Annotated in this window: 18 protein-coding genes; 17 read left to right on the top strand and 1 reads right to left on the bottom strand. The window is 41.5% G+C overall.

Translation table 11 applies throughout. The features are described from left to right. Nucleotide 1 precedes the first annotated feature (1 nt). The 10 genes from aroA to J7I90_RS12585 all read left to right on the top strand — a co-directional run bounded on the left by aroA (nt 2) and on the right by J7I90_RS12585 (nt 8754). Entirely contained in the window at nt 2–1288 is a 1287-nt protein-coding gene (gene aroA, locus J7I90_RS12630) for a 3-phosphoshikimate 1-carboxyvinyltransferase (protein ID WP_214772050.1), read from the top strand. A 369-nt stretch (nt 1289–1657) separates the two neighbouring features. After that, nucleotides 1658–2929: a tetratricopeptide repeat protein gene (locus J7I90_RS12625; RefSeq protein ID WP_214772049.1), complete on the top strand. Its 1272-nt coding sequence runs from the start codon at nt 1658–1660 to the stop codon at nt 2927–2929. 41 nt (nt 2930–2970) lie between these two features. Next, nucleotides 2971–3522, top strand: a complete 552-nt coding sequence (locus J7I90_RS12620; protein ID WP_034307987.1) for a ReoY family proteolytic degradation factor — start codon at nt 2971–2973, stop codon at nt 3520–3522. Nucleotides 3523–3684: 162 nt separating this feature from the next. Further along, complete coding sequence (locus tag J7I90_RS12615) at nt 3685–4146, top strand: YpiF family protein (RefSeq protein WP_214772048.1); 462 nt, start codon at nt 3685–3687, stop codon at nt 4144–4146. Nucleotides 4147–4306: 160 nt separating this feature from the next. Then, nucleotides 4307–4813 (top strand): Rieske (2Fe-2S) protein, encoded by a 507-nt coding sequence (locus J7I90_RS12610; RefSeq protein WP_214772047.1) that lies wholly within the window; start codon nt 4307–4309, stop codon nt 4811–4813. A gap of 3 nt (nt 4814–4816) precedes the next feature. Beyond that, nucleotides 4817–5491, top strand: a complete 675-nt coding sequence (gene qcrB / locus J7I90_RS12605) for a menaquinol-cytochrome c reductase cytochrome b subunit (RefSeq protein WP_034307974.1) — start codon at nt 4817–4819, stop codon at nt 5489–5491. Nucleotides 5492–5547: 56 nt separating this feature from the next. After that, a complete protein-coding gene (locus J7I90_RS12600; RefSeq protein WP_034307972.1) occupies nt 5548–6315 on the top strand; it encodes a menaquinol-cytochrome c reductase cytochrome b/c subunit in 768 nt (255 codons plus the stop codon). A 177-nt stretch (nt 6316–6492) separates the two neighbouring features. After that, nucleotides 6493–7089, top strand: coding sequence for a lipoprotein heptaprenylglyceryl N-acetyltransferase LhaT (lhaT, locus tag J7I90_RS12595; RefSeq protein WP_214772172.1), 597 nt, complete (start codon nt 6493–6495; stop codon nt 7087–7089). Nucleotides 7090–7208: 119 nt separating this feature from the next. Beyond that, on the top strand, nt 7209–7994 hold the full coding sequence (ypjB, locus tag J7I90_RS12590; protein ID WP_214772045.1) for a sporulation protein YpjB: 786 nt from the start codon (nt 7209–7211) through the stop codon (nt 7992–7994). 85 nt (nt 7995–8079) lie between these two features. Next, on the top strand, nt 8080–8754 hold the full coding sequence (locus J7I90_RS12585) for a zinc metallopeptidase (protein WP_214772043.1): 675 nt from the start codon (nt 8080–8082) through the stop codon (nt 8752–8754). A 134-nt stretch (nt 8755–8888) separates the two neighbouring features. Here J7I90_RS12585 and J7I90_RS12580 read toward each other — a convergent pair whose 3' ends face one another. Beyond that, on the bottom strand, nt 8889–9761 hold the full coding sequence (locus J7I90_RS12580; RefSeq protein ID WP_053535584.1) for a YitT family protein: 873 nt from the start codon (nt 9759–9761) through the stop codon (nt 8889–8891). A 168-nt stretch (nt 9762–9929) separates the two neighbouring features. Between J7I90_RS12580 and J7I90_RS12575 the strand changes: the two genes are divergently transcribed. From J7I90_RS12575 to J7I90_RS12545, 7 genes are read left to right on the top strand one after another with little or no spacing between them, the layout of a single operon-like run. Then, a complete protein-coding gene (locus J7I90_RS12575; protein ID WP_214772170.1) occupies nt 9930–10289 on the top strand; it encodes a nucleotide pyrophosphohydrolase in 360 nt (119 codons plus the stop codon). Then, nucleotides 10282–11082 (top strand): 4-hydroxy-tetrahydrodipicolinate reductase, encoded by an 801-nt coding sequence (gene dapB, locus J7I90_RS12570; RefSeq protein ID WP_214772042.1) that lies wholly within the window; start codon nt 10282–10284, stop codon nt 11080–11082. Before J7I90_RS12575 ends, dapB begins: the two co-directional genes overlap by 8 nt. Before the next feature lie 18 nt (nt 11083–11100). Then, the gene (locus J7I90_RS12565) at nt 11101–11526 is read left to right on the top strand and encodes a methylglyoxal synthase (protein ID WP_048681639.1); all 426 of its coding nucleotides are present in this window, start codon (nt 11101–11103) and stop codon (nt 11524–11526) included. After that, complete coding sequence (gene bshB1 / locus J7I90_RS12560; protein ID WP_214772039.1) at nt 11510–12220, top strand: bacillithiol biosynthesis deacetylase BshB1; 711 nt, start codon at nt 11510–11512, stop codon at nt 12218–12220. The genes J7I90_RS12565 and bshB1 overlap by 17 nt, the downstream gene beginning before the upstream one ends. Before the next feature lie 7 nt (nt 12221–12227). Next, on the top strand, nt 12228–13367 hold the full coding sequence (gene bshA, locus J7I90_RS12555) for an N-acetyl-alpha-D-glucosaminyl L-malate synthase BshA (protein WP_214772037.1): 1140 nt from the start codon (nt 12228–12230) through the stop codon (nt 13365–13367). A gap of 13 nt (nt 13368–13380) precedes the next feature. Next, complete coding sequence (locus J7I90_RS12550) at nt 13381–14565, top strand: CCA tRNA nucleotidyltransferase (protein WP_214772035.1); 1185 nt, start codon at nt 13381–13383, stop codon at nt 14563–14565. Next, nucleotides 14550–15530: a biotin--[acetyl-CoA-carboxylase] ligase gene (locus tag J7I90_RS12545; RefSeq protein ID WP_214772033.1), complete on the top strand. Its 981-nt coding sequence runs from the start codon at nt 14550–14552 to the stop codon at nt 15528–15530. Before J7I90_RS12550 ends, J7I90_RS12545 begins: the two co-directional genes overlap by 16 nt. Nucleotides 15531–15627: the final 97 nt, after the last annotated feature.

The raw sequence follows: 15627 nt of genomic DNA, 5'->3' as shown, positions 1-15627 counted from the left end.
TATGAATACAAAAAAATTACAAACGAACATCCAAACATTGCGTGGTTCGATTGCCATACCTGGAGATAAGTCGATCTCCCATCGTTCGATAATGTTTGGAGCCCTTGCCGAAGGGGAAACGACAGTAACTAATTTTCTTCCAGGAGCTGATTGTTTAAGTACGATTTCCTGTTTTAAGCAGCTTGGAGTCCATATTGAACAAGATGGCCAGCACGTCAAAATTGAAGGCAAAGGTTTTAATGGATTAAAGGAACCTGAATCAGTACTGGATGTCGGAAATTCCGGTACCACGATCAGGTTAATGATGGGCATATTGGCAGGACAGGATTTTTCAGCCGTTTTGGCAGGTGACGAATCGATAGCCAAACGTCCAATGACCCGGGTAGTCAACCCTCTTCGTCAGATGGGGGCAACCATTGATGGCCGAAAAGGAGCCGAATATACCCCCCTCGCCATAAGAGGAGGCAAATTGCAAGGGTTTCGCTATGAATTGCCTGTAGCGAGTGCACAGGTGAAATCTGCGATAATCTTGGCTGGTTTACAGGCAGAGGGTGAAACGATCATTATCGAACCGGAAGAGACCCGTGATCATACAGAACGAATGATCCAGGAGTTTGGCGGTAAAATCGAAAAGGACGGCCATACGATTAAAGTAAGCGGAAATCAAGTCTTCAAAGGGACGGCCATCCATGTGCCGGGTGATATTTCTTCGGCAGCTTTCTTCATGGTGGCTGCAGCGATTACGGAAAATAGTGAAGTGGTATTAAAGAATGTGGGCCTTAATTCGACAAGGACTGGAATCATCGAAGTCATGAAATCGATGGGGGCTGATATCACGATAGAGAAGAAGACGAGCGAGGGTGAACCTGCAGGTGACATCACGGTCAGAAGCTCCCGATTAAAAGGAACGACCATCAGCGGTGATTTAATTCCCCGTCTCATCGATGAAATACCGGTAATTGCACTTCTGGCGACACAGGCAGAAGGGATAACGACGATCAAGGATGCAGCAGAATTAAAAGTGAAAGAGACGAATCGAATTGATACTGTTGCAAATGAGCTTTCCATCCTGGGGGCAGATATAACCCCGACAGCAGACGGATTGATCATCAAAGGCCGTAAAGCCCTGAATGGAGGTACGGTTACAAGCCATGGGGATCATCGTATCGGGATGATGCTTGCTGTAGCGGCTTTGATAACGGATGGGGAAGTGGAACTTGCCGACCCTGATGCCATCGATGTATCATATCCACAATTTTTTGGCCATTTGACGCAATTGATAAAGTAAATATAAAAAAAGTTTACATACCTTATTTGGTCTGTAAACTTTTTTTAAATGCTTAAAAGTGTTGAAAGCGCTAACATCAGGGCTTTTTTCAACCTGTATTGATCATGAAAATAATGAAAAAGGGGTTCAAGATCAAAAAGGAGATTTACCGTAGCGTGGAGAATTAACTAGTAACCTTTTTTTAATGAGAATGGGAGGGGACTTCATCGATGGAATACAAGGCTGCAGTATGGTAAACTAATGAATACTGTTTACTATGCATCTCGCGATTACATGGTATTTTGTTCTCAATGGCAGAGTATGTTACATTAAGGCGTGAGTGTGTATGACTAGGGACCAAGTCTATCATGCAAAAGGAAGGATTCAACAATGAACACAGTGGAACAAGTTATACAGCATTTAAAAAAAGGGGAATTAACAGAAGCTCTTAAACATATAAATCGAATTAAATCATCAGAGTCAGCAGAGGACATTTTATTGCTGGCCGAAGAAATGCTCCAGCTTGGCTTTGCCGAAGAGGCAAAAGAACTTTTTGAACATCTGCTGCAACTCTATCCCGATGAAGGAGAATTGATTGTTTCGTTGGCAGAAATCCTGATTGATATGGACCAGGAAGATGAAGCGATGCTGATGCTTGAAAAAGTAAGTGCAGATGATGAAGTATATCCAAGTGCTTTGCTTTTGGAAGCGGACCTTTATCAATTACAGGGGATGGATGAGGTCAGCGAACGGAAATTACTGCAGGCTAAGGAAATGCTTCCAGATGAGGTCATCATTGATTTTGCACTAGCTGAACTGTTCTTTCATCAAGGCAGGGATCAGGAAGCCATTGCAAATTACATAAAGGTTTTGGAACAGGAACAAGAAATCGCTGGTGTTAATGTCAATCAGAGGCTTGCTGAAGCATTAAGCAGCTCGGGCAAGTTCGAGGAGGCCCTTCCGCACTTTGAAAAGGCCTTGAAGGATGGACTTGAAATCAATACTCTATTTGAATATGCATTTACAGCTTTTCAGGCAGGTCTTTATGAGACAGCCGTACGAAAGTTTATTGAACTGAAAGAATTAGATCATGAATATCATTCACTATATTTGTACCTGGCAAAGAGTTATGAACATCTTGAAGATCTCGAAAATGCCTTGAAAACGGTCAAAGAAGGAATCAAGGCTGATGAATTCAATAAGGAACTTTACTTCTTCGGTGGTAAAATAGCCTTGAAAAGCGGGCTTGACGAAGAGGCTGAAAATCTATTTAAAGAAGCACTTGCCATTGATCCGGGATATCTGGAAGCTGCACTCACCCTTTTGAAATTGTATATGCACCAAGAAAGGTATGAAGATGTATTGGAGTGTATAGGTGAAGTAAGGCGATATGGAGAGGATGATCCTCAGTTTGACTGGATAGCTGCTGTATCATATCAGCATACCGAACAATTTAAAGAGTCATTAACCAGCTATCATAAAGCATATAATTCATTCAAGAGCAATCAAGATTTCCTTGAAGATTATGGTTTCTTTTTAATTGAAGAAGGAGACAGAGCCACATCTAGAGAAGTATTTAATAAGCTGCTTGAGATGAATCCGGCGAATGATGAGTATGCAATGATTTTGGAGCGGCTAGGTGAAAGCACAGAGGATATGTAGATAAGTGAAACACAACTAAATCAAGACAGAGGAGGGAATTCATGGTGGCTGCCCCTGTTTCTGTGAATGAGAAGAAGGATTTTATTCGGTGGTTCTTAAATCATTATCAACTGAAGCGAAGAGAATGCGTGTGGATATTGAATTACTTAATGAGTCATGATCAACTGATGAAAAAGGTTCATTTTGTAGAAAATGCACAATATTGCCCCCGTGGACTGATCATGTCGACACATTGTGTGGATGAGGTCCCTTTCAGGTTCTATAAGTCCAATATCATGACGACCGATGCAGAGAAATCTTTTCATGATATCCGTTTAAATCGGGACGAAGACATTTATATTCAGCTTAATTTTAAATCGTCTTACTCTTCCTATCAATATGCAGCGGTACTCGAGCACAATCCCTTCATGCCGAAATCGACGGCATCGAATGAAAAAGATCAGCTGCTAGCTGAACAATTTTTAGAAAGAAGCATGTTGTATTTTCAAAGGGACCGTCTTCTTAAGGAAATCGATGAAGCACTTGATAAGCATGATGAACAAGCATTTAAGGATTTAACCGAACAATTGAATCAATTGAAAGTACTTGGATGAAATAAATTGACCTTTCCGTAATCAGGAAAGGTTTTTATTTTTTATAAAACATTGATAAAATCCACATTTTTGTAAAGACTATGGGTATATGGTAAAGATGTTATAAAAATAATGGTAAAATGATAAGGAGTTGATTCAAAAAATCGGGAGTGAAGAAAAAACATGAAGTGGACAGCAAAAGATCTTGACATGTTTATGCAGTCAAAAGAGTATGTGGATACCGTTTTGATTCCTTTGGTTCCCCTATCTTTTAAAGGGCAAATGAAGCAATCGGGCTCAATGAATGAATTTCTTACCATTTTAAGCTTGGAAATTGAAAAGCAGATGAAAGGTAGAATTCTTTTATTGCCGACATTTCATTATTTAAGTGATGAAATGGATAAGGTTGAACGGTTAAAGCGTTGGGCCAATGAAGTGAAAGAAAATAATTTCGAGCATGTTTTCTTTCTTACATCGGATTTCGAGTGGAAAAAAGAAGAGCGGGAATTGGAAAATAATTTAGTATGGATTCCTGCCATTCCCTTGGAGGGGCTTGAAATTGAACAAGCAAGGGAAATGATTAACCAGCAAGTTCTCCAAATCCTTGATATTTTCTCTTATAATTGGAAAAATGAAAAAAAGTAGGATTTTTCGCATTATTTGACACATAGTTGCCACCTTTTGGGTTTTACAAATATTGACCTTGGTAAATTATTGAGATATCATGGAAATGTCCTAGTTTTATAGTGTCGCTATTTATTGGTCCTTTGGGCTCTCAGTATAGTAATAGAGGGGGGGAAAACGCATGAGCAAGCATAATGTTTCACGACGTCAATTCCTTAATTACACACTTACTGGCGTTGGTGGATTTATGGCGGCCGGTATGTTGATGCCTATGGTTAGGTTTGCAATTGATCCTGTATTATCAGCTGATAAAGGCGGGGATTACGTTGCAACTAAGCAGAAGGTAGGTGAACTGACTACCGAACCAACCCGTGTCGACTTTAGTTTTAAACAGGTCGATGGGTGGTATGAGTCTGAAGAAACAAATACAGCTTGGGTTTACAAAACGGAAGATGGTAAGATCGTTGCTTTATCTCCAATCTGTAAACATTTGGGCTGTACGGTAGGGTGGAATACGGATAAGACTAATCCGAATCAATTTTTCTGTCCTTGCCATTATGGCAGGTATACGAAAGATGGGATGAATGTGAAAGGGACACCGCCGGTTTCACCATTGGATGTCTTTGACACGAAAGAAAAAGATGGAATACTTTATTTGGGTCAACTAAAACCGCACGGGGAGGCGTAAACATTGCTAACAAAGTTATATGACTGGGTGGACGAGCGTTTAGATATTACGCCGTTATGGCGGGATATTGCTGACCATGAGGTTCCTGAACATGTTAACCCCGCACATCATTTTTCCGCATTCGTATATTGTTTTGGTGGGTTAACTTTCTTCATTACGGTCATCCAAATATTGTCAGGCATGTTCTTGACGATGTACTATGTCCCGGACATTAAAAACGCTTGGGAATCTGTTTATTATTTGCAAAATGAAGTTGCCTTCGGTCAAATTGTCCGTGGTATGCATCACTGGGGAGCAAGTCTAGTTATCGTTATGATGTTTTTACATACTCTTCGTGTCTTCTTCCAGGGAGCTTACAAAAAACCGCGTGAATTGAACTGGATGGTCGGCGTATTGATTTTCTTCATCATGCTGGCATTAGGCTTGACTGGTTATTTATTGCCATGGGATATGAAAGCGCTATTCGCAACGAAAGTTACGTTGACAATTGTCGAATCGGTACCGTTGATGGGACCGGCACTCAAGACATTGATAGCAGGAGATCCAACAATCGTTGGAGCACAGACATTGACACGATTCTTTGCAATTCATGTATTCTTCCTGCCAGCAGCATTATTTGCTTTACTAGCGGCTCATTTCCTGATGATCCGAAAACAAGGTATTTCAGGTCCGCTATAAAAGAATGGTGAACCAAAAACCAAAAAAACCTTTTCATAAAGGAGGGGAATTGTTCAATGCATCGTGGGAAAGGTATGAAATTCGTAGGTGACTCGCGTATCTCCGCGGACCGTAAACCGAATATTCCGAAAGATTATTCAGAATATCCTGGGAAAACTGAAGCATTTTGGCCTAATTTCCTTTTAAAAGAATGGATGGTAGGAGCTGTATTTCTTGTAGGTTACCTATGCCTGACAATCGCGCATCCGTCACCATTGGAAAGGATAGCAGATCCAACAGATACAGGGTATATTCCTCTGCCGGACTGGTATTTCCTATTCCTTTACCAATTACTTAAGTATACCTATGCTTCAGGTCCTTATAATGCTATCGGGTCCATGGTAATACCTGGCTTGGCTTTTGGAGCGTTGCTCTTGGCACCTTTTTTAGATCGTGGTCCAGAGCGGAGCCCGGCGAAACGTCCTTTTGCTGTAGGCTTCATGCTATTGGCAATGGCTGGCGTTTTCTATCTAACATGGGAGTCCGCAGCCCATCACGATTGGGAAGCTTCCAAGAAGCAAGGAGCCATCGTGGAAGGTGCAGACATTGATAAAGAGAGCGATGGGTATAAATTGATGGATTCTAATGGCTGTATTAGCTGTCATGGAGCAGAATTAACTGGTGGGGCAGGAGCGCCAAGCTTAATTGACACTGGATTGAAGCCAGAAGAAATTTCTAAAATCGCAGTCAAAGGCCAGGGTGCCATGCCAGCTGGCATGTTCAAAGGTACAGATGAAGAACTGAAAACATTAGCTGAATTTGTATCTGGTTTATCGACAAAGTGATATAGCCATAAACTTCAATTTCTTTCATAGGCTGCAAATAAAGCTGACGACTACGGTTGTCGGCTTTTTTATTGGTAAATTGAAGCGTATATGAGAAGAATATGAAATGAATACTTGGTTTTCTGGTTGATGGCCTGTAAAATGAATATACTTGAGAATGTAAGTGAGGGTATAAGAATGAATGTTATTTACAGTTTGCTTGCAAACCGGCAAATGCTATCTTTGTTATTATTAATAAATATATTCGGTACTGCCTATGGATATTATTGGTACGGTAGTCAATTGGAAAACACTCCGGCGATTTTTTTGGCATTTGTGCCGGACAGTCCGACAGCTAGCCTGTTCTTTGTATTTGTTTTATTGGGGTTTCTGTTAAGAAGGAATTTCGGACTTATGGAAGCGTTGGCGATCATAACTCTATTCAAATATGGAATATGGGCGGTTGCAATGAATCTGATGACCTTCGTGACAACCGGTTCATTGCCATGGGAAGGTTATATGTTAATGGCTTCTCACTTGGGGATGGCGATACAAGGGGTATTATATGCACCATTTTATCGAATAAAACCTTGGCATTTGATAGTGGCTGCGATTTGGACCATACATAATGACATAATCGATTATGTTTTTGAAATGATGCCAATTTATCGTGATTTATTGGTATATATGAAATCGATAGGTTATTTCACTTTTTGGCTCAGTATACTATCCATTTATGTCGGCTGGTACTTTGGATATAGAAAAAAGCGGACCACCCTATCCATCATCCATTAAAAAGTTAACTCGTAATACAGCTTTTTAAAAGCAGGGTTAACTTTTTTATGTTGAACGAGGTCTACTCATGTTTTTTCTTTCATATCGTTTTAGTAGAGATATGAGGAGGGACGAGTAGCATGTTGAAAAAATTCATATTAACCATTGCTGTTTTATTTGTCGTCTTACATTTCCCTGTCTATGCAGAATCCTCTTCAAGTTTGGAGCAATTAGATGACATTTCCGATAGAGCCTTGGAAATGACCAAGTTGAAGCGATATGGAGATTCGGAAAAGATGTTGACGTTTTTTTCTGACCGGTTTTTAAAAGAGACAGCGAAAGAGCAGATCCTTGATATGGACGAACTTCGAATTATCACTGTAGCTCATAATGAGGCGTTGATGACAATAAAGGATATGAACAAGGGAGATTCCGAAAAGGTTAATTCTGTTACAAAGTTCCGGCTTGTTGTTGATGCGGTCAAGTCCACCCATCAGCCTCTTTGGACGGAGATGGAGGATCAAATGATGAATTCTTTCCAGCAGACAAAGAATGCCGCGATCAATCAAGACACAATTACCTTCAATAGCCAATTGAACTTATTCCTATCACAATATGAAATGATATATCCAAGCTTGAAAGTCGACCTTTCTAAAGAAACGATGCAGCAACTGGACACGAGGATTCAATACATCAACCAATACCGTCCGGAGGTAATCAGTGATGGAGAAAGTCAAAAGGAACTGGATGCGTTGCAAAACGAACTAACCTCCATTTTTGATGATATGGGGGAAGATGATGCAGATCCTTCCCTTTGGTGGGTCATCATATCGACAGGCTCAATCATCATCATGACGCTTTCTTATGTAGGCTGGAGAAAATATAAAGGGGATAGGGAAAAACCAAGGAAAGAACATAATGATTAAAAAGACAGGGGAAGAGAACACTATATTTGACACGGTTGCCTTCAATCCATAGAATTAAGAGTAATAATAGTTATAGGAGGATACCATGTATTTCATTTATTTGGCGATTATCATTTTAATCCCGATTTATGCACAAATGAAAGTGAAAAGCACATATAAAAAATATTCAAAGGTATCGGCCTCATCCGGTATGAGCGGTGCTGAGACGGCACGGGCCATTTTAGATCAAAATGGACTGTTCAATGTCAGGGTCGAAGAGACGCCTGGAATGCTTTCGGACCATTATGACCCAAGGGATAAAACAGTGCGTTTATCAACGGATAACTATCACGGCCATTCAGTTGCCGGTGTAGCGGTAGCAGCCCATGAAGTTGGACATGCGATTCAAGATAAAGAAGCCTATGCATTCTTGCGTTTCCGTCATGCATTAGTACCGGTAGCTAATTTTGGCTCTAACATATCTTGGATTTTGATATTAATCGGGATGTTAGCTTCAATCCCTGAGTTGCTATTGGCTGGTATCGTATTTATGGCAGCCGCTGTATTGTTCCAAGTGATAACCCTGCCGGTTGAATTCAATGCCTCTTCTCGGGCGATGGATCAACTCGTTTCCGCCGGGGTCATCCGGAATGATGAAGAACGGGAAACGAAAAAAGTATTAAGTGCCGCTGCGATGACTTATGTTGCTGCCGCTCTTGTAGCCGTTCTGGAATTAGTTCGCCTTCTGCTTATGTATACTGGAATGAGGGAAGAAGATTAATGAGAAAAGGACACCATCTTGGGATGGGGTCCTTTTTTCATTTTTAAGAGTATTTCTGCACAAGCTAATAAAATTCAGTTGGACAGGGCAACATTCATAAGGGTTGCATTCAATCGGTATGTACAGTCAATGGATCACCTTTCAATGGGATTCTTGTTCTCATCAAGGGTAAAGCCCTCACCCAATACGTCATGAACTTCACTGACTGATACAAATGCATGAGGGTCCACAGAAGTTATGGCATTTTTTAAGCGGACTAACTCATTTTTCCCAACAACACAATAGAGGACTTCCCGGTCATTGCGTGTAAAGGACCCATAGCCCCTTAATACAGTTACGCCCCGCTCCATATCATTCATGATTTTTTCGGCAATTTCCTTGTTTTTATCACTAATGATCATTGCACCTCTGGCAGCATAGGCTCCTTCTTGCATAAAGTCGATTACTCGGGCACCTATAAAAACGGCAACAAGGGTATACATCGCTTGCCGGTAATCCAGGTAGGTAAGGATGGACAGGCCAATGACGACCGCATCAAAGATGAACATGGTCCGACCCATGCCCACCCCTAAGTAACGATGGGCAAAACGGGCAATGATATCCACTCCGCCTGTTGTACCGCCGTAACGAAAAATGATGCCCAGCCCGACACCAACCGAGACCCCGGCAAACAATGCCACAAGCATCAAATCATTACCGAGATTGATTTCAAATTCGTATCTCTCGAAAACCCATAGCCAAACGGAGAGGCCAACCGTTCCGATAATCGTATAAAAGAAAGATGTGCGACCTAAATATTTCCACCCGATTAAAAATAAGGGAATATTCAAAATCAAATTAGAATAAGAAGGATTTATCCCGATAAGTTGATATATAATCAAGGTGAGACCGGTGAATCCGCCCTCGGCCAAGTTGTTCTGCATGTTAAAATGCACGAGGCCAAATGCGAATATTCCAGCCCCAAAAAGGATGAATATGATATTTTTCAATTTTAAGCCCAAAAGCATGTCCCATACCTCCAAAGGTTTGCATAGCATTAATTTACTTATTATAACTAATTAACCAACTATGGGCAATTTTGATTCGCAAACGTATCTGTTGTCATCTGTTTCACTTTTAGCTAACATGGAGAAGGTATGATGTTTGAAAACGAAAATCAAGAATGGGTGACTCATATGGAAAAGCAAAAGACGATCCAACAAATGCAAGCGGAAGTCGACCGATACATAGGACAATTTAAAGAAGGATATTTCAGCCCTCTGGCCATGCTCGCCCGCTTGTCTGAAGAACTTGGGGAATTGGCTAGGGAAGTCAATCATTACCATGGTGAAAAACCAAAGAAGGCGACAGAAGAAGAAAATACCATTGAAGCGGAATTGGGGGACATGCTTTTTGTGTTGATTTGTTTTGCCAATTCTTTAGGGATCGATCTTCAAAACTCGCATGATTCGGTCATGGAGAAATTTACAACCCGCGATAAAGATAGATGGACAAGAAAAGAAGAGGAAATGAAGGAGGAAAATAAAGATGAGTAAAGTGAAAGTGATTGTAGCAGGTCCACGAGGCAGAATGGGAAATGAAGCGGTGAAGCTTGTACATAGGACAGAAGGGTTTGAATTGGCAGCTGTCATAGACCGCAAGCATAACGGGGAAAGCCTTTCCGCAATAGAAGGTTTTCACGGGATTGAAGCACCGGTTTTTTCTGATATAAATGAATGCTTTTCTTCTGTAGAGGCAGACGTATTGATCGATTTGACCACACCGGAAGTGGGCATGTTCCATACCGAAACGGCACTTAATCATGGCATCCGCCCTGTAGTGGGAACGACTGGTTTTACAAAAGAGGATTTAGCAAAGCTGGAATCATTGACAAAAGAAAAGGGCATTGGTTGCATCATCGCGCCAAACTTTGCAATTGGCGCCATTTTGATGATGAAGTTCTCCCAAATGGCCGCAAAGTATTTCCCGGATGTGGAAATCATAGAAATGCACCATGATCAAAAACTGGATGCACCTTCTGGAACTGCTTCCAAAACGGCAGACATGATTGCAGCTGTACGTGAAACAAAACAACAGGGGCACCCTAATGAAAAAGAAACCATCCAGGGGGCAAGAGGTGCAAATGTAGATGGCATGCATATCCACAGTGTCCGTCTGCCGGGACTCGTTGCCCATCAACAGGTGCTTTTCGGAAGTGATGGAGAGCTATTGACGGTTAGGCATGATTCCTTTAATCGAGCTTCATTCATGTCAGGAGTCAAACTTGCTGTCGATACCGTCATGAAATTGGATGTTCTTGTATACGGCCTGGAAAATATTATTGAATAGGGATCAGGAGGATTTACGATGAAAATTGCCTTAATTGCCCATGATATGAAAAAAGAAGATATCATTCAATTTGTGACAGCCTATAAAGATGTATTTGAGCAGCATGAATTATTTGCAACAGGTACGACTGGGAAACGAATCATGGAAGAAGTATCACTGCCTGTCCATCGTTTTCATTCAGGACCTCTTGGCGGGGATCAGGAAATAGGTGCAATGATTGCACGCGGAGAAATGGACATGGTCCTATTTTTCCGCGATCCTTTGACATCACAGCCGCATGAACCTGATGTATCGGCGCTTATCCGCCTATCAGATGTATATGAAATACCCTTGGCAACGAATATGGGCACTGCAGAAGTGCTCATACAAGGTTTGAAACATGGATATATGGACTGGCTAAAACTAAGGCAAAAACAAGGTGAGATAAATGATAAACAAAAGTAACATAGATATCCTGGCTTTCGGGGCACATGCGGATGATGTTGAAATCGGTATGGGTGGCACAATCGCTAAATATGTGCAACAAGGCAGGAAAATTGTCATTTGTGATTTGACAAAAGCTGAAATGTCGTCCAATGGAACCGTTCCACTGCGGCAAGAGGAAGCCGATAAGGCTGCTGAAATCCTTGGGGTGAAGAGGATTTCCCTTGATCTACCCGACAGGGGTTTATACATGAAGGCGGAATACATAAACCAAATCATCACGGTCATTCGCCAATATAAACCTGCACTTGTATTTGCACCATTTTTGGAAGATCGCCATCCTGATCATGGTAACTGTGCCAAATTAGTCGAGGAAGCAGTTTTTTCGGCAGGAGTAAGAAAGTATATGGAAGAAGAAGGTCTGGATTCCCATCGAATCCAAAATATGCACTATTATATGATCAATGGGTTTCACAAACCGGACTTCGTCGTGGATATCACGTCTACAATATCGAAAAAGCTGGATAGCCTTAGGGCATATGGGAGCCAATTCGAAAAAAGTCAGGTATCTGTAGAAACACCGTTGGTTAATGGCTATATCGAGACTGTAGAGGCACGGGAGCGGATGTTTGGCAAAGAAGTGGGTGTCGCCTTTGCGGAGGGATTCATGACAAAAAAACCGTTACTGATCAATGCCGATTTGTTAGGAGAATAATAATCTTATGAAATTAAAAATTGGAATTACCTGTTACCCGACAGTTGGGGGTTCTGGTGTCGTAGCAACTGAATTAGGTAAGATGCTTGCAGAAAAAGGACATGAAATACATTTCATTTCTTCAAGCATCCCTTTTCGCTTAAATAAGATGTACTGTAATATTTTTTATCACCAGGTTGAAGTGAACTCATATTCAGTCTTTCAATATCCGCCATATGACCTGGCACTTGCAAGCAAGATGGCGGATGTCGTAAAACGGGAGAAATTAGATATCCTTCACGTTCACTATGCAATTCCACATGCTGTTTGTGCGATCCTTGCAAAGCAGATGTCAGGTAATGAAGTAAAGATCGTAACGACACTGCATGGTACGGATATTACCGTTTTGGGCCATGATCCCTCATTGACCAATTTGATTAAATTCGGCATAGAGCAATCAGATGTCGTTACAGGAGTATCTAATTCCCTTGTTCAGCAAACACATGAATTAATCGCGCCGGAAAAGGAAATCAAAACCGTCTATAATTTCATTGATGAAAGGGAGTACCATAAATCCGATTCCGATTACCTTAAAGATGAATACGGAATCAGGAAAGATGAAAAAGTGATCATACATGTTTCGAATTTCCGTTCGGTCAAGCGAGTGAAAGATGTCATCCAGGCGTTTTATTTAACTCAAAAGAAGATGCCTGCAAAGCTACTGCTCGTAGGAGACGGGCCGGAAGTGACAACCGTATTGAAATTGGCTAAAGATCTTGGAATCGATGATGCGGTCTTGTTCCTTGGCAAGCAGGATAACCTTGCGGAATTATATTCAATCAGTGATTTGATATTCCTGTTATCGGAAAAAGAGAGTTTCGGACTTGTGCTGCTCGAAGCGATGGCATGTGGAGTTCCTTGTATCGGGACGAATATCGGGGGAATACCTGAAGTCATCGTTGATGGGGAGACTGGTTATATTTGTGAATTGGGAGATGTCAAAATGGTTGCTGAAAAAGCGGTTGGACTTTTAAGCGACCCGAGTTTGCATAAACGGTTTTCTGAAGCTGCTATGGAAAGGGCCAATACTGATTTCCATAGTGATACGATTATGTCAGAGTATGAAGCCATCTACATTCAAGCACTTGAAGGTAAATCCATGGAATAGGGAGGAGACGCTGATGGATCGATTATTCTTGAAATCAGTACCCATTCTGGAATTGATTGAAGAAGCAGGATATGAGGCTTATTTCGTTGGCGGCTCTGTAAGGGATTATATCCTTGGCAGGCCAATAAACGATGTGGACATCGCTACTTCCGCAACACCCCAGGAAATCAAAAGGATTTTTCCTAATACGGCTGATATCGGAATCGACCACGGTACAGTGCTTGTCATTACGGATACGGGTACATACGAAATTACGACGTTTAGAACGGAAAGCGGGTATTCGGACTTTCGCAGGCCCGATGCCGTAAAGTTTGTCCGTTCTTTGACCGAAGATTTGCAAAGAAGAGATTTTACCATGAATGCAATAGCAATGGATAGGACCGGAAAGATCATCGATCCATTTAATGGTAAGCGCGATTTGGCACAAAAAAGGATTATCACAGTTGGTAACCCGCATGAAAGGTTTCATGAAGATGCATTGAGAATGATGCGTGCTTTAAGGTTCGTCAGTCAACTTGATTTTGAATTGGATCAAGAAACCTTTGATTCCCTTAAAGAGAACGCCCAGAACATCAGTGAAATCGCTGTCGAGAGAATTCTGGTTGAATTTGAGAAACTAGCGGCCGGGTCCAATAAGATAAAGGCTTTCTCACTCTTGTTGGAAAGCGGATTATATCAATACCTGCCTCTATTCTCAAGTAAAAAAGATCATCTGATGGACTTACTGAACCTGCCGCTTCATCAACTGAATGCTGCAGAAATATGGTCTATCATCATGATTCACACAAATGATCAAGAAATCGAAGAGGCTTTGAGGGCATGGAAGCTGCCATTGAAAACTATAAGAAACGTTCAACGTACGATAAAGCTGGTGAAGAGTAAAGAACCATCAGCCATCGATGTATTTCAGGCAGGTCATGGCATAACGGTACAAGCTGCTAAAGTCAGAGCTGCACTGAAAGCCGGGAATGTATCGGATGCTGAAGAGAATGCACACCAACGCTACAATGAACTTATTATAAAACAAATGTCGGATCTTGATGTCACGGGGACGGATTTATTGATTTGGCATCAAGAAAAACCAGGTCCATGGGTCAAGGAATACTTGGAAAAAATATTGAAAGCTGTCTTGAATGAAGAATTAAGAAATGATAAAGAAGAAATTAAGAGGTGGCTGGAGAAATGCAATCTGAGTTAAGAACAAAGCTGATGGAAGCCCTCTCAAAAGCGGATGGTGCGTTTATATCCGGTCAGGAAATTGCTGAATACATTGGCTGTTCGCGCACAGCGGTCTGGAAGCATATAGAAGACCTGCGAAGTGAAGGGTATAATGTCGAAGCTGTTAGGAAAAAAGGCTACCGGATCATATCGGCGCCGGAAAAAGTATCCGAGAGCGAAATACAACTTGGCTTGGAAACAAAAACGATCGGCAAGATGATACATTATCAGGAAACTGTGGAATCCACTCAAAAAATTGCGCATCAACTAGCAAATGAAGGCGTTCAGGAGGGAACCCTCGTCGTTGCCGAGGAGCAGTTATCCGGAAAAGGAAGGCTAATGAGATCTTGGCATTCCCCAAAATTCAGCGGGATATGGATGAGTCTCATCCTAAGACCGAAAATTCCGATTCATGAGGCGCCACAACTTACATTATTGGCCGCGGTCGCTATAGCTCAGGCTATAGAGGATACCACTGATTTGAAGCCGCAAATAAAGTGGCCTAATGATATTTTGGTGAATCGCAAGAAAGTGGTGGGCATCCTTACGGAGATGCAGGCGGAGTCAGATAGAATCCATTCTGTCATTATCGGAATTGGAATGAATATCAATCAGCAATTGGAGGATTTTCCTGAAGAACTGCAGGAAAAAGCGTCTTCCCTTCTCATTGAAAGTGGAGGGACGGTTTCAAGGTCCAAGGTCATTCAACGAGCATTATTTCGCCTGGAAAATTTGTACGAACTATATTTAGATCAAGGGTTCATGCCTATAAAGGATTTATGGGAGAGTTATGCGATCAGTCTTGGACAGGTAATCAAAGCCAGTACCGTTAATGACACGATTATCGGAAAAGCATTGGGCATAACGGATTCAGGCGTCTTACTTCTTGAAGACGGAAAAGGAACCGTACATTCGATATATTCTGCAGATATTGAAATTCAGTAGGTTTTTGTCAAATTCGTGAAAATTAAATAGAAATATTCAATTTGGCTTGTTATAATGCAAGTGGGCAGTATCTCATGTGAACTGCACCCCCATAAAT

This window comes from Bacillus sp. ISL-57 (genome assembly GCF_018613135.1).
GTDB classification, from domain to species: Bacteria; Bacillota; Bacilli; order Bacillales; family DSM-1321; genus Peribacillus; species Peribacillus frigoritolerans.
This window is presented reverse-complemented; position numbering and strand designations above follow the sequence as displayed.